The following is a 21,138-nucleotide window of genomic DNA, read 5'->3' as shown; positions in this document are numbered from 1 at the left end:
GGCAAATCCGAAAATAAGACTTAATTTAATTCCAAACCACTTGTAGTAAGGGAACGTTATGCTGGATTGCCCTCGCCCAGCGAAAACTCTCAACTTTCGTAGCAACAATTTAAAACAAAAAAAGCGCAAACCTCAAAGATTTGCGCTTTTCTATTATATAAAGAAAAAGAATATTATTTCCCTTTCATCAATTTTTCTAAAAATTCAACTTTGTCTTTTTCAGCCTGAACCAAACGTTCGTAAAGTTCCACAACTTTATCAAGAGCATTGAAAGTACAATGATTATTAGTGTTATTTACCTGACCATTATTAAAATAAAGGTATTAAAAACAGATTCGTCTGTAAATTCGACAAAACAAGCCTCCAGTAACACATGCTTTGCAAGATTTGGGTTTTAGGCTATATTTAAAAGATGGTTTTATATTTTAAAAATTTGTTTTTGTCTGAAAAATCTTGTATTTTTATCCTTCAACCTCGCCAAACAACAGAAGAACATTACAAGAAACTTTTTGAGCTACACATAACACAAAAAACATCGAAAAATTATAGAATTATGGGAATATGCAAAAAAGCCAAGAATATGTATATCAATGTAAAAGGTACACATACAGTTATTGCAGGAGAAATAATCGAAATCGCTGAAAAAATATCAATAGTAGCAACAAAGGATGACTTAAAGTTAATCTCAAATAAAAAAATTATAGTCAAAGGAAAAGATGGTGTTGTATTTGGTGAACCAAATTTTGAAATACCAAAAAATGAAATTAAAGAAAGTGAGTTTAAGCTAGAAAGTACTTATATTCACGATCACATTAAAAGTGTAGCTTCTGAAATGGTTACAAAATTTACTGAAGACAATACAGGTATTGTTTACAAATTGTACAAAAAAATTGCAGATGGAAAAGTTGTTAATCCATCAATTATAGTTTCTAAAATCCACATTCAAGTGATATTGCTTTTTATGATGTACAAAATGAAAAAATTGTAGTTTGGGAACATGATTTAAAAAATATAGAGAAAGACAATGACAAAAAAATAAAATTAGCTTCAGGACTCACAACATCTTATGGGAAATATATCGATACACTTCTAAAAGACGATTTAAGCCCCAAAGATAATTTAGAAATATATGACTACGACCTTTTCAAGTTTGACGCTTTGGGTAATACCATAGTAATTATTGCAAAATTGGAATCGCCAAACTATAACGGAAATTTAGAAATTAGTTTCCCTAAAGAAGAAACCATAAAACCGCAAACAAATCATTATAGACAAAATAGAAATACACGAGGGGGTCCAAATCCAGTAGATTTTGATGACTATGAAGATTCAAGTGCTAGTCTTGGTCCTAGTGACCCACCTTTAAATATGGGATTGAAATTTAGTTTTAGTCTTAATGGTGGTTTTTCAGCAAGTTTGTATGCAGGAATTTCAAAAGAAGTGGCAAGAGCAGGCGATATGCATTTAATGCCAAGTTTAAATGCTGCTTTAGCTTATTATGGTTACGGTGCCCCTGGTACTTCATCATTAAGCCGTAATTTATTTAATGCTACACTCACCCCTGCCGTAACATTGGGAGTTAAAACAGGAAACTCTCTCAATATGAATTTGTTTACAAACTTTACTGGTTCGGGGATAAACAATCCCTATGAATATGCTTTTACTGTGGGTTCAACAGGAGTATTAAGTTCAGGAAAAGGTACTAATAATTATGATAAAGCTGGAAATAGAATAAAAGACCCGTACAATTCCCAAGACAACCCAAACAGAAATCAAATTGTGGGTGGTGCATCTATCAAGTTAGGCAATTTTATGATTTCGTCTTACAATGACATTTATAAACCCCCACTATTTCTTGGCATGGATTCCGACCAATACTGGTCGGCAGGTGTAAATATGCAAGCCAAATTAACAGACAAAATAAGTATGGCTTATGCATTTGATTTGTACTACGGAAAATCAAATAATAATAACCCTTACAATCTTGATAAAAATATTGACGGTCACAACTATGACCATCAAAAATTATTTGATGTTTTGCTAAATCGTGGGCAAGAAACATTTTCTTTCACTGATGCCGATGGTAATTTGAACACATCAACCAAGTTTGGTTATGGAACATTTTGGTCATCTAACAAAATGCACGATACAATTGCTTTTCCTTCTGTGCCAAAAGAACCGAAAATGCCAAAAGAACCTTTAGACAACTCAAATGAGAAGCTAAATAAAAAATATAATGAAGACAAAATTAAGTATGAAAATGATTTAATAAAGTATAAAAAAGACAAACAAAACTATGAAATAAGTATGAGTTTAAAGTCTAGCCCAACTTTTCATCATTTATTTGTGGTGTACAAAGAAGATTCAAAAAAGCCCGATTTAGAAAGGCTAAAAACTTATTTGGATGCAGAAATCCCAACAAAAGCAAAATTATTGCAAGAATTTTATAAATTAGAGGAAGAAAACAAAAATAATAGATGATAAATAAAATAATTGTATTTTTATTACTGTTACTTTTTATTAATTGTAGTAGTAAAAAAATAGATATTAATGATGAATATCGTAGTTATCAGATTGCTAAAGGACTTGACCCAAGTGTTAAAAGATCTTTTCAACATTTTAAAGACTTTTTAACCTATAAAGATTCTATTAAAAAACAAAACGTAATCAAAAGTCCATTTCTAAAAGTAAACCAAGTTTATATTTATTACAGTCAAACCGAAACACAAACGTTTGGCACATTTATCGATGAAGGCAAACAATCTGTAACATTTGTTATTTATTCTGACGAGGGTCGTTTTTGTTTGAGTACATTTGATTTGAGTAGTACGTTTTTTAGTCCTCCTGAAAATGGAATTATTAAATTAATAAAACCTGTGAGCGTTGAAGATTTTGGAGGTTTCGAAATTACAAATGATTTCATAAAAACAAGTAAAAGAAACAAAACTCCATTTAAAGAATGGTATGATCATGTAAATGGGAGTATAAAAAATGATGTTATTTATTTTACTGAAGGATATATTGGAAAAGAATATAAATTTGAAAAAAAGTGGTACGCCGTAAAAAAGAAATTTGATTTTAAAGAAGTTTATCAACCAAATTTAAAAACTGAAAAATTTAAAGACAGTTATGGTCTAACTTATTTTAGAGTTACTGGGGAGTTTAATGTGGAGTAGTAGTTATAAATACACCACTAAAAAAAGTAAGGCTTCTTGTAATAGCTAGTACAACGGATTTGGGCATTTGGCTTAATGGAAAGTTGGTTTTGTATCTGGGATATTTCGGCAAAATCCGAAAATAAGACTTAATTTAATCCCAAACAACTTGCAGTAAGGGAACGTTATGCTGGATTGCCCCCGCCCAGCGAAAACTCTTAACTTTCGTAGCAACAATTTAAAACAAAAAAAGCGCAAACCTCAAAGATTTGCGCTTTTCTATTATATAAAGAAAAAGAATATTATTTCCCTTTCATGAAATTTTCTAAAAATTCAACTTTTTCTTTTTCAGCCTGAACCAAACGTTCGTAAAGTTCCACAACCTTATCAAGAGGATTGAAAGTACAAGCATTATGATTAGTGTTTCCATTTCCCTGACCATTATTAGCACTATTATCGTAAAAGTTATTAAAGAAATTAAAAACAGATTCTTCCGAAAAGTTTTCGATAGCTTCTACTGTAACGCCAAGTGCTTTTGCAATTTCAACCAGTTTTTTAGCATCCACTTCTTCGCTACCTTCAATTCCGGAAATAGCTTGTTGGTTTGAACCAATGGCTTGTGCAAGCGCTTCTTGTTTCATACCACGAAGTTCTCTAATTCGGCTAATATTTCTGCCAATGTGTTTGGGTTTAGTTGCTGTGCTCATAAATTCAAAGGTATTAAAATTTTTTAAAAAAATAGAGATTCGTAAAAAACACAATTAATCTATAAAATAGTATTCGAGTTGTTTTTTGCAGAATGTAAATATATGCTTTTTCTTACTTTAATTTTAAAAGTATTTTTTGTTTATGGAAAGCTTGGGAGATAATTATGTTTCATAAATTTAATTAAATTTATTATTTTTGTTGTTGTAAATCAGGTATTTATACGCTGTTTTTAGCTTTTAAATAGCTCTAAATTTGAATTGTAATATCGAATAACTTGGTTGGATATTAATTTATTAATTTGAGTTTATAAATGAAAAAACGAAATAAAATTATAGTAGTATTTTCTTTTTTATTCGTTAGTACATTTTTGGTTGCTCAAAATGAAAGATTAATTATTGGCAGAACAACAGGGCAATTAGCTATTAGTAGCAATTTAAAAATAAGAACCTTTGGCTTTGCTAACACGCTTTCGGGACAAGTTACTCTGCCAGGATCTTATATTGATGTGAGGGTTGGAGATAGTGTAAATATCGATTTTTGGAATATTTCTCAAGGTAATCCTGTCTCTTTGTATTGTAAGGAAATTGAATTCTTACAACTGAATAAGGAAAAGGAACTAATGAAGATAAAAGAACCAGTTCATCATATGGAGCATGGTTTTTATTCTTTTCAGGCTAAAAAAGCAGGAACCTATCTTTATTATAGTCCAGAAAATTATCCTTTTAATCTTCAGGCAGGTATGTTTGGAGTGATAGTTATACGTCCAAAAGAGAATCATGCTACAACAGTTGAACCCTTGAGCGAAGTGCTCTGGTGTAGTTACGAAATAGATACTAAATGGCATACAGATGCCATTATGGGTACAGAATATGATTATACAAATAAGCCAATAATTCTTCCAGTTTATAAGCCTAATTACTTTTTTATTAATGGTGAAACGGTTCTTAAAAATAAAGGTTTACAATCGGTAACACATAAAAAAGAACCAGTATTGCTTCGTTTGGTAAATGCTGGATTATACCTTCATGAAATAGTGTTTCCATCTAATACAAAACTTCAGTTAATCTCTGGAAACGAGACTAATATAATGAAATTGTCTGATGGATATAAAGTACAGCTTCAACCAAGTGAATGTATTGAATTACTCAGTTCTTTGGAAAACGTAGGAGAGAAGGAATCTATTATGTATCATTTTATAGATCCGATTTCAAAAAAGGAGTATTACAAGGCTAGTATTCCAGTTTTCTATTAAAATTTAAAAAGCCAATTATGAAAAAAATATACTGCTATTTTATTCTTTTATCTTTTTCCATCACGTTTGCACAAAGCAAGCCTACTTTTTCTGTGGTTGGTAATGCAATAAATAAGGAAAGTTTGTTAAAGAATAAACGATTAGATGTTTCGAAAATTAAAGTCGAAAATATTTCTAACAAACCCATATACCTTGTTTGGGAAACAGTCTCGAATACATTTCCTAAAGAATGGGATTGTTCGATGTGTCAGCATGGAGCTTGCCAGATAGGAATACCAAAAGGATCAGCTTTTAGTAAGTTAAATCCAGATCAGCAAGGATTTATTGCTATTCATGTAATTCCTGTAAACAAAATAGGTAATGGAACCGTGAAATTTAAAATTTATGACAAAGCAAACCCTGCTTATTCTAAGATTTTAACTTTTGAAGTCGAAGTACTTTAATATAAATAGACAATTTAATATTCACCCTAAATCTAATCAAATGAAAAAAATTACTAACTTATTTTTAATTATCCTGATTACAGGTTTATCCTATGGTCAGAGTAAAGCCAATGCAAAATATACGCGTTGGAATGTTAATACGTTCGAAGGAAGGGCTAATCTAGAAGCAATGAATATCGCCTTTGAAAAAATGCGTGCATTAGGTTGTGAAAACGGCATTTCTTGGTATTATCAAGGGGCAATACATAGTGTTCCGAAAACAATTAATGGGGATAATAAACTTTGCCCAGAGTATAAAAACATTAAAGATAAATTATGGGCATGGGCAGATTGTACACACAATGGATCTGATAGAGCTGCTTTAAATTTTCTTTTATGGCATAGAATGTACATTTGGTATTTAGAGAAAATTGTTCGTGAATTATCTGGGAAAGAAGATTTTGCTCTCCCATATTGGAATTACGGAAGTAGGGAAAAGGTAGATAACATTATGGCGGCACCCATAAGAAATAAATCGGGCTCTTTATATACTGCAGCGAGATATAGTATTCTTAACGATGGTAAACCAATACTTCCTAATCAGGTAAGTGAGATTCAATCGGCACTTTCAGAATTGCAAAAAAATCCTTCTTTTGGCGGAAAGGGTGGATTTACTAGAAGCCTAGAAGGTGCGCCTCATGGATATATGCACAATCTTATAGGTGGAGGATATGCAATACCAAGCGAAACCTATTATAATGAAATATTCCAAACAAATACTTCGGGTTTAATGGCAAATGTTGAATCAGCAGGATTTGACCCTGTTTTTTGGTTACATCATAGTATGATTGATCGTATTTGGGAATCTTGGGATGTGTCAGAATATGGCCAGCGTCCTACATTAGCAGAGTTAGAAGCTAACCCTTGGTCTTATGAATTTATAGCTCCCAATGGAGACCACATTACCTACACGATGAAGGAAGTTTACGATATCGTTTTTAACCTAGATTATCAATATGATACGTTGCTTTATGGATCTAAAACTCCGGTTGTAGCGGTAAATGAGACAGGAAAAAATAAAATTTCATTTCAAGATGCTAAAGAAGAAGTTATTTGGGAACAGAAAGTAGGTAAGGTACTTGAGCCAACTGGTTTTACTCAGAAAGTAAGCAGTACATTAGCAAAAAGAACTAATAAAGCTTTTAAAAGTGCTAATTCTAAAATGCTACTAAATCTAGATGTAGTAGTTTACAAAGAGCCTAAAGATTATTATACGGTTTATCTTCGTTATCCAGGAAAGGCGGATCAATATGTTGGGACAATGACTTTCTTTGGGATTGCCCATGATCACGGAATGGATGAGGTACATTCAAAATCAGAAAGTGGAGTAAAACTTAATTTTGCCTATTATATTTCGGATAATTTATTAGATACTGATAAAGATTTTGAAGTAATTATAAAAAAGAGCGGGGGTGGAGATGCTAAAGTAACACTAGAAAAAATTAGTGTAGTAAAAGCAAACTAACACAGAAACTAAAAAGTAAAAAATCGCCCGAATCAGCTATCGTATGGACACAAGTACAAAACAAACACGAATTTCACTAATTAACACTAATTAGTTTGTGAAATTAATTTCACAAACTAAATCAATCTATTAAGATTTGTGCAAATTCGTGAAATTCGTGTTCAAAATTGATTACTAATATTTGTGTCCAAACGGTAGTTTTATCAGGGCGATTTTTTATAGGAGTAAAATCTAATTCTTTAAGAAATTGTCATTTTAACTCCCAAAATATGTTTGCAGATTCCTCTTTTGCCTTGATAGGCAGTAAACCAATCACAAGTACATCTTTGGTTTAATCCTTCGATAATCACTTTGTGTATTACGCCTGAACCTTTTACTTTGGCTTCAATATAATCGGCTCTGCGTTCTACGATTTCAATGTCTTCATTATCGATTAATTTTTTGGCATTTTTGAGTCTTGGATTTAAAGACAAAATACGTTCGGTTTTAAAAGGAAGACGTCTATAAAAATGTGCTTTTTCGCTTAAATCATAGCCTAATAATCCCATTGAGGATAAATTAGAAGTTAGATTATCCATTGTACCAAAATCAATATCGTTTTCGATAGAAAGCATCGTAGGATCAAAAGTTTCATTCGATTTTAATAAACTGTTCAATCCGTAAACCCATTCTATTGGTAAGTTTTCGGTCATGGTTTCAAGAACATTTCCTTCGCCCGAAAATCCACGGTACGAATCGGGAGAAAAAGCCATTAACAATTGCATTTTCCCAAATTCAGAAACTATCGCACAAGTTTGTTTATCTGAAGATTCGTAGATGTAAATTTTATCTACAATTGCCAGAATTCCTTCTAACAATCGCAAACGCTGTACACCGCCAATTCGTACGCTATCGTTTGTAGCCAAAGTCGAGAACATGAATTTCCCCGCTCTTTTGGTGATAAAAAAATCTCCTTTTACGCTTCCCTTTGGCAAACTTTGAAATAACTGAATGGTCTGAATTTTATTCAATTCATATTTAACATCCATGTCGGCAAGATAAAGCTGCACACTCGTTAAACCTTTAATCCATCGCATGGGTAAAGTCACTTTCTTTTCGGTCACTTTAGCTTTGGTTGTAATGACCTGTACTTCTTGCTGACCAACGGCAAGGGTTACTTTTTCGTTTTTTTGAATGGCATTCAGTGCATTTAGCATTGGGTCATTAAAATCGACATTGGTTGTTCCGTTGGCAATAAATTCGCCATCAATAGCTTCGGGTTTCATGTCTAATCTTACATAAACACCATTGCAGGACGAAAATCCTTCAAAACGCAATCGTTCAGCTCCTGCCGATACAATCGGATCACGAAGACTTGGAGGAACAGGGCCAAAACTAGAACGAACCACTTTGGCAATTGTACTCCAACATTTTGCAGTAACATAAGGATCGGTTAAACTTCCCCAGAAAAAGCAAGGGATATTATTAACTTCTTCTATTTCGGTTTGATGTGCCAAAACCAAATTATTAATTCCTTTGGATTTGCTATATGTAGAGATTCCTTTATAATTATATTCTAAATCAGTCATTTTTCTTTATTTTAAAATTTGCTTAATCAATGATTTAAGCGAAGCATTATCTTTCCATTGCTCAAAGAAAACAGTTGCTTTAGGCGATGGTTTTTGATTTGTTTTGGTTAAAACATCTAGATAGTTTTCGACGATTTTTTTGAAGCTCGTTGGTAACTTGTCTTTTAGATCAAGATTTTCAAAAAAGGAATTGAACAACTTCAGTAAAGCATCGTTATGCAATGGCGAAACATCTTTTATAGCAATTAATCCATCAACCATTCGTAAGAATACGCCATATTTTCCAGTTGCTAAGAAAGCCAGTTTCTGAGCAAAAACATCCATATCAATCGCTTGTTTTTCGATCAAATTAATCAAAACCTCAGAAGCCATTAATCGGATGTCTTTCTTTTCCTGAAAGAAACTACAAGCATATAAAAGCAAAGAAGTGTCTGAAAATGTAAACTCAGGACGATTTATAATATCCAGAAAACCTTTTAAATCAGGTTTTGATCCATCGCCAGTACCACAATTTTGCAATAGCGTTATAGCAAGTGCATCATCATTTTGTGGCGTTAGACTGTGCCAGTAATTGGTATTTCCTGCTGAATTAAGTAAATAATCCCAACTATTAGGGCGCTGATAGATATCCAGGCTGTACAATAAATAATTTGGAATTTTTGAGTAATTAGGCAAGTCAAATCGGAGTTCATACCAAGATGGAGTTCTCTCTTTTTGTTTGGTTTGATAGTTGGTCCATTCATTCCATTTTTCTTTAAATTTAACCTGAGGTACAAATGAAGAAACTACAAAAGGAACCTCTTTTAAATATGTATTTTCAAATTCGGTGAAAGTATCATTTGGATAAAATGTTCTTGCTGCTACAGCCCAAAGAGATAATATTCCAGTTTCTTTGGTTGTTTTTCCCATTGTTGCCAATAGTTTCGAAAATAGAGATTCGGAACCTAAATTTAATTTTTGATCTACTCCCAAACAAAAGGATAATAACTGTTTCAGTTCTCCTTCTATTTTATCCAATAGCGGCATAGCTTCTTTGGTATTTTCCCTTGGCATTCGCGAAATAGCAATGCTTAAATCTAGAAAATCAATTTCTTCGTTTGTATTTTGATAGGCAATAACCCTTTCTAATAAAACCTTAGGAGCAACCCAATACGGTTTATGGCTAGGGAAAGAGAGTAGAGGTAAAACCGAATTTTCATTTATTTTTTGCTGTACTTTCTCCAATAATGGTTGTGCTAACAGCAGCGTATTGATTTTAGAATAGTGTTTATGCTTGCTATTGAATTTATTTTCGATGTTTATAATTTTATCCATCAAAAAGGTTTTCACATAATCTTTATTTACACTTTCAAAATAGCTCTTTTGCAGTTGTTTTAAATAAGGTTGTAATTGTGCTGAATAATCAGAAGGGAACAAATCCCTTTGCATGATATATACGTTCAATAGAATTTCAGTATCCAGTACTTCTTCTGAACCGATAAAGTTTCCGAACTGAAATACAACGTCATTCCAATCAGTAGGAAGCTGTACTTCTTCGATAAGTAAGACTTCTTTTTTAGGAGCAAATATATATTCTTCGAGATTAGAATCGTCAACCGCTAAAGCTTCATTATCAATAAAATTGCTTAATCCCGATTTAATATTTCCTTGCATCAAAGTAACATAAGAAGATAGTTTCTCTTTAAGTACAGCGTCTTTTTCGGTTGCAATTTTTACAATTATCTTACTCGCTCGTTCTTGTAATGCTAAATCTGAAATTACAAAAACGTCAGCTATAATTGATGCAATCGTTTTGTTTAATTTAGGATTCGATTTACCAATTTTTTCTAAAACAGGCAGTACACTTTTAATCGCAGCTTTGCAATCACTACGCATCATTAAAGGTTCTAGCCATTCAAAAAATGATTTGGTTTTGAATTTAGGATGCTCGTACATTTTTTTAACAAGCTCGATTCCGTAACTTGTTATTGGCGGATACGGATTATGTAAATAAGAGAAAATATTTTCCTGATGGATAATAAGTTCTTCTGCTGTTACATTAAACTCTTCGATTCTTTTTCTGAAAAAAGATTTCAGGTTATTGTTCCATTCTTTGGTTTGAATCAGGATGGCATTTTCGATAAAGAAAGTACGTTCCATTTTATTATCGTCTAATAACGATTTATAAAGTACTGCCCAAGTTTGAAATTCATCATGTGCTTGAGAATCATTATCTCTAAAGAAACTGTTATGAAGAATCGTTTCATAATTAAACAATTCCGGAATATCTCTTTGGTACGTTAGCTTGTCATTTAATGAATTAGTAATGAACTTTCGAGTTTTCATCTTGGCTCGCCATTCATTAGTTGCCGCTAAAGTTAAAGCATATAATTCTGGATTAAATTGTAATAAATCCTGATCTTCTAGTTTTCGTAGAATATGATAATTAAAGCCAACCCAATCTTGTTTTTTTATCTTGTCTAGTATAAAAGTTCCTATCCAGTTGGGTTTTGCCCATAATAAAATATCCAGGACTTGCTTTTTTTCGTCTATTTCGTTTAATAAATTTAGAGTTTCATCCCAGGAATTAATGTCAGTTTTATCAAATAATGCAATAGCACTTAATGTAATGATATCACTTTGTATTTTATCTCCACGAGTTCCCCATCCGTAATCATGTTTGCCTTTTTTTACGTAATCTGGATCTTTAGACAACTCAGTGTACGTCATCCAATAGCGTTTGTTTTTCTTGATGTGCTTTTTTAAGGCTTCAATATTTCCTTTTGATTTCTCTTGCAGGAAAGGCAATATTAAATCAATGTTTTTAGATTTTATAATGGCATCGTATTCTTGTAAAATTAGATCAGCATTTGCGCTTTTGGCTGTTTTTGGTTTTGAAGCTATTGTGACATCACCAGTTTCTGAGTATCCTTTTTTTTCTTTTTCGGCTACTAATTTTTCGGCGGTTTTTAAACATTCATCAGCTGTTGCAAATTTTTTTGTTTGGGATGTACCACTGGTTCCATTTTTTCCATAAGTAACAGTGTATTCTAATCCTGTAACTTCAATTTGCCAAAATTTATCGGAATTCCCATCTATGTATTTTAGGTGTTTTTTCATGCTATTATAGGGACTGAATTGATATAGAATCTTATAATTAGATATTTAAAAATATGGAATTATTCTGACGTAAACCAAAAAAACATGTGGGATTATTGGTCGCTATTTTTGATAGAATGATAAATGTTTCAGGATTAATTACATAGGATTATTTAATTATATTAATAAAAGACCTACATTTGCCCTCGAAATGAAAATAAAGAATATACATATGAACCTGTTAGTAAAACAATATAGCGATCGTTTGGTAGGGAGTTTCCCTGCTGATGGTTATGGATGTGATATGTATTTTATAGAATTGAAGAGTAGATTGTAGTTTCAAATTCAACATAAAAATATAAAAGCGTCCTGATATCGGGACGCTTTTTTTGTTTTTGATACATTTTGGCTTCGCTTAATGTGATCATAATGCAGTTCAACATGATGCTAATTGGACTGGAAATAACTTTTAAATAAAAATAATTGAAAAAATAAAGGATAAAATGTTTAATGATTAAACCTAATAGCGAAATATAATCTTGAGAAGTAATCTGATGAGAGACAGTCATTTGATACAATTAAGGATCTGCTTATGTAAGCGGACAGGGATTTCTATGATTTTAAATAGGAGTTAATCAATTGATTACCAGTAAAATAAATTTAAAAATGATTTGGATAATTGATTTTTTAGACTTTATCTTTGCCGAAGAAAATTTGGAAAACGAATTTCTAATAATGACAATGATTTCAATATATAATAAAATACACAAAATGAATTTCACTCATAACACATATAAAAAACAACTATTAAACCCGAGTTTCGATCTTGGATTTATTACAATACAGGTGCATAGATACTGGCAATAAGATACGTATATCTTATCAAATCTCACGAAGCACCTTTAATCGGGTGCTTTTTTTATGCTCGAAAATAAATAATTCTGTATTTCAATTGGTAGAAGGGAGGTTAATTAACCCTGAATGGAGGTTCGAGTCCTTCCGGAATTACATTGTTCTCTAGAAGGAACTGGCTCATTGGGGTTACTGGCTAACCTTCCCGACTGTCTCTCGGGAGAAACGGGTTCGATTCCCGTATGAGCCGCTAATTTTTTTTGAAGGCATAGAGGAGGAAAGGTTCAAAGGTGCAGAGGTACAGAGGTACAGAGTTCCGATAGCTGTCGGAATAAAGATTTTAAAACTTAGCCCCTTGGCGTCTTTGTGAGAAAATAATTTTACGCATTATATTTTATCAATCTCTCGCTAAGTCGCAGATACGCAAAGTGAAACGAAGTGGTTTTGTACTTTGGTTGACATTTTTTCAAGAGCTTAAAAGTCTCTTTTTAGATGCTAAATAAAAAAGTTTTCTAGTTTCTAATTGTCTACGCAGAATAGTTGCGCAGTATGATTTGAATATTTGCTCAAGAAATAAAATACGTTCTTTTAAATAAAGTAAATAAAGAAATTGTAGACAAGATGGTCTATGGTTTTAAAAATATCAAACAAGTCCTGTTGCGTGTTTCTGTATAGCACCATTGTAGGGAACTTTTCGCGAAAGCGTATTATGTTTTTCTATGCAACTTGATTTGGAGGTTTTGATTGTTTTCCAAAAAACGATCTCCTCTATCGGTCGTGGGTTCGACTCCCACTCACAGCAATGTGATAGTTCAGTCAGGTAGAACAATAGAAAGTAGCAGGTTCGAATCCTGCGCCGGAGTCAGATTCGGTTGGACGATTGGTATGTCAACAGACTTTTATCTGTGTTTAGAGCGCATCACTCTTAAAAAGATGCATAACCAAAGAAAACTGATTTGTCTTTGTCTGTGGAACTAGGATTGTAAAGTTCAAAATTTCACACTCATGATAAAACCAGTGCGAATAGCAATGTATTTTGAAAAACTCGTTTTCTTTTCGATTTGATTGTTCGAGTGATTTTTTTAGAATTTAGAATCGCTTTTACAAAATAGAATCGCAAAACAATTGGAGTAAACAAATAACAAACTATTGGTCCGTTTTTCTCTGAGGAGAGAGGCAATGAAGTTTTTTTATTTAAAGATTAGGATAGAGAATAGAGGATAGAGAATAGAGGAAAGAGAATAGAGTATAGAAGAAAGACGATTTATAGAGATTAGAGAAAATCATTTTAATCCTTGAAATCTGTGGCAAAACAAACCGTTAAAAAATTGAAGTCAAGCATTTGGCTTTTGAAATAAATAGTAAATAAAATAGAAAATCTTTGTTTGAACTTGAAACAAAGAAAACTAAAAACAAAAATAGTGATGATAAATAGAATTAAAATTAATGCATATCAAGTAGGGTTGGTATTCGAGAACAGAAAATTGGTTAGAGTATTAGAAGAAGGTTTGCACTGGGTTTTTGGAAACAAAAATGTTATGATTTATGATATGGGATTGCCATTTCAGGCTCCATATGAATTGAATATAATATTACAAAATGACGTATTGGCTTCTATGCTTGAAATAGTTGAGGTAGCCGATAACGAAATTGTAATGCAATTTGTAAATGGTAACTTTAAAGAAGTTTTAACCGCAGGTAGATATGCTTTCTGGAAAGGAATCGTGAAAAATGAATTTACTAAAATAGATTTATCTAAAATTTATATCACCGAAAATATTCCAATGAATTTATTGGAGAATGCAAAATTGAGGTTGTACATAAGAAAATTCATTGTTGCCAGTAATGATAAAGCATTGTTATTTGTTAACGGAGCCTTTACAACCGAATTAAGAGCTGGAACTCATTATTTTTGGAATAATGCGATTACAATCGAAGTAAAAACAGTTGATGCCAGACAGCAGCATGTTGAGATTTCTGGTCAGGAGTTATTGACTAAAGATAAAGCAGGATTGAGAATTAATTTCTTTGTGCGATACCAAGTGGTGGATGTCATGAAAGCTTTGGTTGATAATAAAGATTTTGAAAAACAATTGTATGTTGCCATGCAATTAGCTTTGAGGGCATTCGTAGGAGGTTTAACTTTGGATGAATTGTTAGCTAAAAAAGATACGATTGCAGAAAACATTTTAGATGAAGTAACAACTAAAATAAATGAGTTAGGATTGGTAATTTCTGATGCAGGTATTCGAGATGTAATCTTGCCAGGTGATATGAAAGAAATCATGAATCAGGTTTTGGTTGCTGAGAAAAAAGCACAAGCCAATAGCATTATGCGAAGAGAGGAAACTGCTTCAACAAGAAGTTTGTTAAACACAGCAAAGTTGATGGAAGAAAACGAAATGTTGTGGAAGTTGAAAGAAATGGAATATGTAGAAAAAATCGCAGATAAGATCGGTGAGATTACAATTTCAGGTGGTGGAAACGTCATTGGTCAATTGAAGGAAATTTTCGTTAAATAAAGGCTCTTTTAAATGAAAGAGAAATTTAAAATATTAAAAAAAAGAAAAAATGAAAACTACAGATAAAATTATTATCATAGATTTAGAAGCCACATGTTGGCAAGGTGAAGTCCCGAAAGGGCAGCAAAATGAAATTATTGAAATTGGATTAGCCGTCTTGGACTCCCAAACAGGAATCATTACTAAAAATCAGGGTATTTTAATAAAACCACAACGCTCCAGTGTGAGTCCGTTTTGTACAGAATTAACGACCATTACTCAGGATTTACTGGATAAAAATGGAGTAAGTTTGGAAGAAGCGATCGAAAAATTGACAGATGAGTATCAACCCGATTTATATACTTGGGCAAGTTACGGTCAGTACGACCTTAATATGCTTAAAAAACAATGTAGGTTGTTTGGTGTTCCATATCCAATGGGAGAGGAGCACATTAATGTGAAAGTTCATTTTGCAGAGAAATTCGGTTTACAAAAGCCAACGGGAATGAATGGTGCTTTGCATTTATTAAATATTCCGTTAGAAGGAACACATCACCGAGGTGTTGATGATGCAAAGAATATCGCTAAAATTTTGCATTGGTCTTTGCATAATTAAAAGTATGTTATGTCATGCATTAAATAAGAAAAACCACGAATTTACTATTCGTGGTTTTACAAAAAAATAGTAGACAAAAGCAATTATACTGATAGACATACTTATATAAAAATAATTTTATTGTTTTATGTTTCTAATTGTGTAATAGGTTGATATAACACTTATAAGCATAACTATTGAATGCGATTCATCGTCTTTTACTATACTTAAATTAAAATGTTGAATATATCCAATCTACTTCATATTTAAGAAAAATATTTCCCTTCGTTTTTTCTATTACATATACTTTAAAGTATTTGTGATTTCTTGATATTGGCATTGCATTAGATAAAGGAATCTTTGTTTTTGTTCCTTTTTGAAACTCACTTATTTTTTTTTTGAAATATAAATATTCATTATCTACTAGATTCTTAGGATCTTCTAAATGATATTTTTTGAAATTTTCAATACTTAGAGTATTTATTTTAGAATCAAAAATAAAAGACTCTCCCTGCATGTGAAAATATATTTTAGTACCATCTTTTATTTTTTTGTCTCCCTTTGACTCATCAAAAAAGACATGTTTAATTGGTTTATTATAATTTTCATCACCACTATAAAACTTATCAAAACAAGTTTTATTTGTTTGTGCTGTTATTATACCAAACACTAAAATCATGAGTATGCTAATTTTTTTTTTCATTTAATTACAATTTTTAGGACCATTATAAAAATTATTCCTAATTAAAATATTTATATCTATTTTTTGACTAGGAGTTAAATTATCCCAAGCTATTGTAGTAAGTCCTCTTTCTTTATCTAAGACTCCTAAGCCTACCCATGTAATCGCTCGTTTTTTTAATTTTCACAATATCAAGATTTATGATCTTTTCTGAATCTATTTAATTTTTTTTATCAATATGGAAACACCAATCCTAAGTGAAATGTTGTTCCTTTATTATTCAATCGAAAAAAATGGTTCAACCTGAATATATTCTGTGTTTTTACCTTTTTTGCGTACTAGAAAAATGACGTATTGATCAAAATACCCTGTAAGTTTATAATCCTGTAGTTTTTCTTTTTTGTCATAAAAGTTAGATGCTCTAATAAACTTTTTTAAACATAATGTATTTTTGTTTTTAAAATCATTAGTAACGTTTACTTCTTTAAAGAAAAAAGCACCTTTACTGCCACCGCTACTATCTTTTAAATAGTAATCCGTAGGTGCTTCAATAAAGTTCCGTATATAATTACTGTCATATTCGAAAAAAATAGAGTCTTTTTTTATTTGTTGTGCTCTTGAAGAAATAAAACAAAATATTGAGAGTGTAATTATAATTGTTGTTTTCATAATTAAAATTTTATAATGTTAGTTTGAGCAAGTAACTGTTTTTGTTAATAAGTTACTTCTTTTATCTAAATTAGCAATTTCCTTTTTTCTTTCTTCTGATAAAGATGTCCATGCATCAACACCACTTTCTTGTAGTCCGTGCCATGCCATTGCTTCGTAAAATAAATCACTTGGTTCTTCTCCAAAATATTTTTTATAACCATTATAATCACTTGTAAGGACATCTTTATGAAATTCTTTTAATGCAGTCTTCATACTTTGTAAATATAGTGTAGCAATGTTCCCGTGATCATTTTTATATTTATCATATGTTTTTTTAAAATCTTCTCCTGAGTCACCAATTTCGTCAGATTTTGTATTAAGTTTTCTAAAAAGATCGGCATGTATATATTCATGTAAAATTGTTCTTGCTGCTTCCAAAGAAGAATTTTCATTTGTTTTTGATGTACTTATTTCAATTGTTATTACCTTATTTCCCACTCTATGGATTGTTCTTCCATTTATTTCTCTAAGAATACCATTCTTATCAGGATTAATTACTTTGTCTTTAGAAATGATTTCAATATCAAACTCAGATGTTGGTCCTTGGAAGTTTGCTAGTAGTTTTTTTACAAAAGAACTTCCCCTTTCATCTAATAAAGTGTTCAAACATTTTGCTTTGCCTGTTAGGTTATTTATTATTTGTTCTACTGAAGGAGAACTTGAACCACCACCACCACCACCGCCTCGAGGAGGATTTGTATATTCAGGTGGATTAACCACACCACCAGATGAGAGGCCACGCGGGATAAAAGTCATAGGAGGGAACGATGGTGGTGCTGATGGAGATGTAATTATAACCTCTCTAAGCGGTATTGGAGAACCACCGCTACCACCAGTTGGTTCTTCTTCATCAGGACAATAATAACAAGGGTCAGCTACCATTTTGCTTTGTTCATTGTTACTGGCAGATGATAACATTGCTATTATCCCTTCTTGAACAACTTTATTGTTCTCAAATTGAGCCGCTTTTATAAAACCATTTTTCAAATCCCAAGAACTAATGTATCCATTAAAATCACCATCATCTATTGATTGACTACTTTTTTTTGATTTTTTATCGGGAAATATCTCAAAGATTATTGCTTCATAATTATTTTCACTTATCTTATAAAGATACAAATTTTGTTTCCAAATTTCTGATGAATTTCTTTTGCGTTCAACGATAGGAACAATAATGGTTTCAGTCCCATCTTCTGAGGTTGTTATTTTGGCTTGACTCCAATTGTATTCTAAATCTTGAAATAAATCAAAATTTGGGCTTTCAGCTTCGTACTTTTCAAACCAAGTTTGAACATCTAAGGTTTGATTTGATGTAGTTTCTTCAGTGCTACAGGAGCAAACAAAAATAAAAAAAAACAAGAAAAGATAAGATATAATTTATTAATTTGTAAGTATTTTTATCCATGTTTATAATTTTTAAATCACAATATAAGATTTTTTTTACTTAATTGAAAATAAATTTAATCTACGCAAAATAATTGCGTACTTTAATTTGAATATTTGCTTAAGAAATTAAAAACACGTTCTTTTAAATACAATAAATGAATTGATCAGGTCAAGTTAAAGTTACTTCAATAACCTTTAAGATATACTTTGACAATTACCGATTAATACATTTATAAATAATGGGGCAGTAGCTCAGCGGTTAGAGCAGGTTAGTTTTGAAATTATCACTAAAGGTCAATCTTAACTTACTTCTAGCACTTTTAATGCCCAGGTCGTGGGTTCGAATCCCACCTGCTCCACAAAATTAAGGTCAAGTGTTTCTTACTTCAAAAATCTTTTAGGTAGAACCAGAAACACAATTATCTAATTATTAAAATCATTAAAAATGAAAACAAAAGAATTTTTAAAAATAAGTTTACGTCAGAATGCAATTTTTATTCCAACAGAATTAATTGCAAATGATGTTGAAAAAATATCTAGAACAACATTGGCTTTAGCTGCCAACGTTTCAAAACTGGGATTCACTTTTTCTGAATCGTTATTACATGCTTTAAACAATGTAAATCCAAATTATAAAGTTGAAGTTTTGGAGGTTTTAAAAGATGTTTTAGGAACTAACAAAAATTGGACACCATTAGTAAAAGAATGGAATGTTCCTACTGGAGAATCTATTTTAGATCATATGGTGACTTTGTTTGCTAATCTTTTTAAATCTAGTAACGGAATTACTTTGCAATGTGGACATATTATTCCTAATGGTACTTTTCCTTTAGAAAGATATAATGGCTGTCCTTTTTGTGGAACTCCATTTGAGTTTGGAGAAATTGAAAATTTTGGACAAGGAAGCAAACTAAAAGTTTTAGAGTTATGGTCGGAAAAAGAGTTGAATGATTTCTTTGTTTCGTTATTAACATCAAAAACAGCTTTGGATGCTACTCAGGTAGAAAGTTTAAAAACTTTAATTGCGCATTTGCCACTGCCAGATGTTGCTATTGGAATGAAAGAAACGTTGATGCTTGTTATCGACGCTTTAATCGAACAAGATCAAGCCGAAAAAGCAACACAATATTTTAAAACGCCAACAGATATTTTGAGGTATTTATGGTATAAGAAAACCAATTTATTGCAAATTATAGATCCAAAAACAATCATTCAAAGAGTTGAAAAAAACAATCAGCATTTGGCTCATTTCTTGGATAATAGTGCTAAGTCTAAGTTGACAGCTAAAGAGAGCTTAAAACTTAAATATTCTAGAAAAGAATGTTTGATGGTTGCCAATTGGTTGAATAATCTTGAAATGAGCGCCGATGCTGCTTGCGAAATCATGCATCCAAAAAGAGGAATGTGGGTTCGTTTTATACGAGCGTTACGTTTACCAGAATATAGTAAAAGAAAAGGCTTTGAAAAATTAGCCGTTTTATTAGATACTTTCTATAACCAGACTTACGAAGTTTGGCAAGGCAATCTGAATCACTTTCGTTTGAAATTAGATGCAGATAAAACTTTTGCTTTGCTAAAACAACGCCCAGGATTATTCGCTCGTTCGTTATTTTCGAATATGCTTTGGTTTGGAGCAGATGAAACAATTGCACATTTTAATGAAATTATAGATAAAGTACCAGCGCGTTTGATTTTTACTTTGAATATGTATGCTCAAAATTATTTTGATAAAACGATTCAAAGAAGTGTGAAACCATTGGGAGGTACTAATAAAAGAATTGAACCAAATCGATTATTATCATTATATACTGATGAGCAATTGAATGCAATGAAAAAGCAAATTGAAGATATGTGTGTCTTGGCGATGAAGAAAAGATTTGCGGCTATGCCAAATGATAATAAGACAATTTATATAGATCCACAATTGTTTAATATGCCAGTTTCAATAGGAGATAGAAGCGAAACTGTTCAGGATTTACCAGTTGCTTTAATGGGAACACGTTTCCCGATTGAAGGTAATGAAGTACGATTATTTATGCAATGGGGTAATGATTTACCTGCACAACATCTGGATATGGATTTAAGCTGTCATATTGCTTATGAAAATAGTGCCGATATTTGTTCTTTTAGCCGATTAGAAACCACAGGTTGTAAGCATAGTGGAGATATCAGATATATTCCGAATAAAATTGGAACAGCTGAATATATAAACATTAATATTGCCGAATTAGCAAAAGCAAATGCCAAGTTTGTAACCTTTACATGTAATGCGTATAGTAACGGAAGTATAACTCCAAATTTAATAGTAGGTTGGATGAATAGCAAACATCCGATGAAAATATCTGAGAAAACAGGAGTTGCTTATGATCCATCTTGTGTAGATCATCAGGTACGAGTAACACAAAATGTTGCAAAAGGGCTAGTTTTTGGAGTGCTGGATGTAGCCAAAAAAGAAATTATTTGGTTAGAGATGACTTTTGGAGGCCAAGTTGTACAAGGATTAGATTATAAAGGTGTAAAAGCGTTATTGTCTAAGCTAAGCAGTAAATTAAACATAGGTAGTCTTTTGACTCTTAAAGCCGAAGCACAAGGATTGGAAATTGTAGAAACAACAACTGCCGATGAGGTGTACGATGCAAATTGGGCAATCAATTCGGCTGCAGTTACTCAATTATTAATAGATTAAAAAAAAGAAAACCACGA

15 protein-coding genes, 3 tRNA genes and 1 pseudogene are annotated in these 21,138 nt (G+C 31.7%); 12 read left to right on the top strand and 7 right to left on the bottom strand.

The features are described 5' to 3' along the window. Positions 1–173: 173 nt before the first annotated feature. Positions 174–287, bottom strand: a pseudogene (locus tag EAG11_RS22325) (transcriptional regulator); the annotation flags it as partial. 266 nt (positions 288–553) lie between these two features. Between EAG11_RS22325 and EAG11_RS11155 the strand changes: the two are divergent. The 3 genes from EAG11_RS11155 (at position 554) to EAG11_RS11145 (ending at position 3,176) form a co-directional block, all read left to right on the top strand. Further along, the gene (locus tag EAG11_RS11155; RefSeq protein WP_129539248.1) at positions 554–988 is read left to right on the top strand and encodes a hypothetical protein; all 435 of its coding nucleotides are present in this window, start codon (positions 554–556) and stop codon (positions 986–988) included. A gap of 170 nt (positions 989–1,158) precedes the next feature. Continuing rightward, positions 1,159–2,481, top strand: coding sequence for a polymorphic toxin type 23 domain-containing protein (locus tag EAG11_RS11150; protein ID WP_129539247.1), 1,323 nt, complete (start codon positions 1,159–1,161; stop codon positions 2,479–2,481). Continuing rightward, on the top strand, positions 2,478–3,176 hold the full coding sequence (locus EAG11_RS11145) for a hypothetical protein (protein WP_129539246.1): 699 nt from the start codon (positions 2,478–2,480) through the stop codon (positions 3,174–3,176). The genes EAG11_RS11150 and EAG11_RS11145 overlap by 4 nt, the downstream gene beginning before the upstream one ends. Before the next feature lie 281 nt (positions 3,177–3,457). Here the strand turns inward: EAG11_RS11145 and EAG11_RS11140 are convergent, their stop codons facing one another. Then, entirely contained in the window at positions 3,458–3,862 is a 405-nt protein-coding gene (locus EAG11_RS11140) for a helix-turn-helix domain-containing protein (RefSeq protein ID WP_129539245.1), read from the bottom strand. 311 nt (positions 3,863–4,173) lie between these two features. Here EAG11_RS11140 and EAG11_RS11135 point away from each other — a divergent pair, with 311 nt between their 5' ends. Genes EAG11_RS11135 through EAG11_RS11125 form a run of 3 tightly spaced genes read left to right on the top strand, consistent with a single transcriptional unit; the run spans position 4,174 to position 7,062 of the window. Then, entirely contained in the window at positions 4,174–5,115 is a 942-nt protein-coding gene (locus tag EAG11_RS11135; protein ID WP_242499148.1) for a multicopper oxidase domain-containing protein, read from the top strand. A gap of 17 nt (positions 5,116–5,132) precedes the next feature. Then, complete coding sequence (locus EAG11_RS11130; RefSeq protein ID WP_129539244.1) at positions 5,133–5,558, top strand: hypothetical protein; 426 nt, start codon at positions 5,133–5,135, stop codon at positions 5,556–5,558. 40 nt (positions 5,559–5,598) lie between these two features. Further along, positions 5,599–7,062: a tyrosinase family protein gene (locus tag EAG11_RS11125; RefSeq protein WP_129539243.1), complete on the top strand. Its 1,464-nt coding sequence runs from the start codon at positions 5,599–5,601 to the stop codon at positions 7,060–7,062. 239 nt (positions 7,063–7,301) lie between these two features. Here the strand turns inward: EAG11_RS11125 and EAG11_RS11120 are convergent, their stop codons facing one another. Both EAG11_RS11120 and EAG11_RS11115 read right to left on the bottom strand, forming a co-directional pair. Then, complete coding sequence (locus tag EAG11_RS11120) at positions 7,302–8,630, bottom strand: SWIM zinc finger family protein (protein ID WP_129539242.1); 1,329 nt, start codon at positions 8,628–8,630, stop codon at positions 7,302–7,304. A gap of 6 nt (positions 8,631–8,636) precedes the next feature. Continuing rightward, positions 8,637–11,729, bottom strand: coding sequence for a DUF6493 family protein (locus EAG11_RS11115; protein ID WP_129539241.1), 3,093 nt, complete (start codon positions 11,727–11,729; stop codon positions 8,637–8,639). A 916-nt stretch (positions 11,730–12,645) separates the two neighbouring features. On the opposite strand from EAG11_RS11115, the gene EAG11_RS21735 reads away from it, so the two are divergent. The 4 genes from EAG11_RS21735 to EAG11_RS11105 all read left to right on the top strand — a co-directional run bounded on the left by EAG11_RS21735 (position 12,646) and on the right by EAG11_RS11105 (position 15,677). Beyond that, positions 12,646–12,716: transfer RNA gene (locus tag EAG11_RS21735), tRNA-OTHER, on the top strand. Between the two features lie 21 nt (positions 12,717–12,737). Next, a tRNA-Asp gene (locus EAG11_RS21730) sits at positions 12,738–12,810 on the top strand. A gap of 1,174 nt (positions 12,811–13,984) precedes the next feature. After that, complete coding sequence (locus EAG11_RS11110) at positions 13,985–15,082, top strand: slipin family protein (RefSeq protein WP_129539240.1); 1,098 nt, start codon at positions 13,985–13,987, stop codon at positions 15,080–15,082. Positions 15,083–15,131: 49 nt separating this feature from the next. Next, positions 15,132–15,677 carry a 3'-5' exonuclease gene (locus tag EAG11_RS11105; protein ID WP_129539239.1) on the top strand — a complete coding sequence of 182 codons (546 nt, stop codon included), beginning with the start codon at positions 15,132–15,134 and terminating at the stop codon, positions 15,675–15,677. A 211-nt stretch (positions 15,678–15,888) separates the two neighbouring features. On the opposite strand, the gene EAG11_RS11100 is transcribed toward EAG11_RS11105, so the two are convergent. The 3 genes from EAG11_RS11100 to EAG11_RS11090 form a co-directional block, all read right to left on the bottom strand. Further along, positions 15,889–16,359: a hypothetical protein gene (locus tag EAG11_RS11100; protein ID WP_129539238.1), complete on the bottom strand. Its 471-nt coding sequence runs from the start codon at positions 16,357–16,359 to the stop codon at positions 15,889–15,891. Between the two features lie 255 nt (positions 16,360–16,614). Continuing rightward, on the bottom strand, positions 16,615–17,007 hold the full coding sequence (locus EAG11_RS11095) for a hypothetical protein (RefSeq protein ID WP_129539237.1): 393 nt from the start codon (positions 17,005–17,007) through the stop codon (positions 16,615–16,617). Positions 17,008–17,025: 18 nt separating this feature from the next. Continuing rightward, positions 17,026–18,408: a hypothetical protein gene (locus tag EAG11_RS11090; protein WP_129539236.1), complete on the bottom strand. Its 1,383-nt coding sequence runs from the start codon at positions 18,406–18,408 to the stop codon at positions 17,026–17,028. 268 nt (positions 18,409–18,676) lie between these two features. Between EAG11_RS11090 and EAG11_RS21725 the strand changes: the two genes are divergently transcribed. Both EAG11_RS21725 and EAG11_RS11085 read left to right on the top strand, forming a co-directional pair. Then, positions 18,677–18,794, top strand: a tRNA-OTHER gene (locus EAG11_RS21725). An 86-nt stretch (positions 18,795–18,880) separates the two neighbouring features. After that, positions 18,881–21,121: a hypothetical protein gene (locus tag EAG11_RS11085; protein WP_129539235.1), complete on the top strand. Its 2,241-nt coding sequence runs from the start codon at positions 18,881–18,883 to the stop codon at positions 21,119–21,121. Positions 21,122–21,138 lie beyond the last annotated feature (17 nt).

Origin of the sequence: Flavobacterium sp. 140616W15 (assembly GCF_003668995.1) — a bacterium.
Lineage (GTDB): Bacteria > Bacteroidota > Bacteroidia > Flavobacteriales > Flavobacteriaceae > Flavobacterium.
This window is presented reverse-complemented; position numbering and strand designations above follow the sequence as displayed.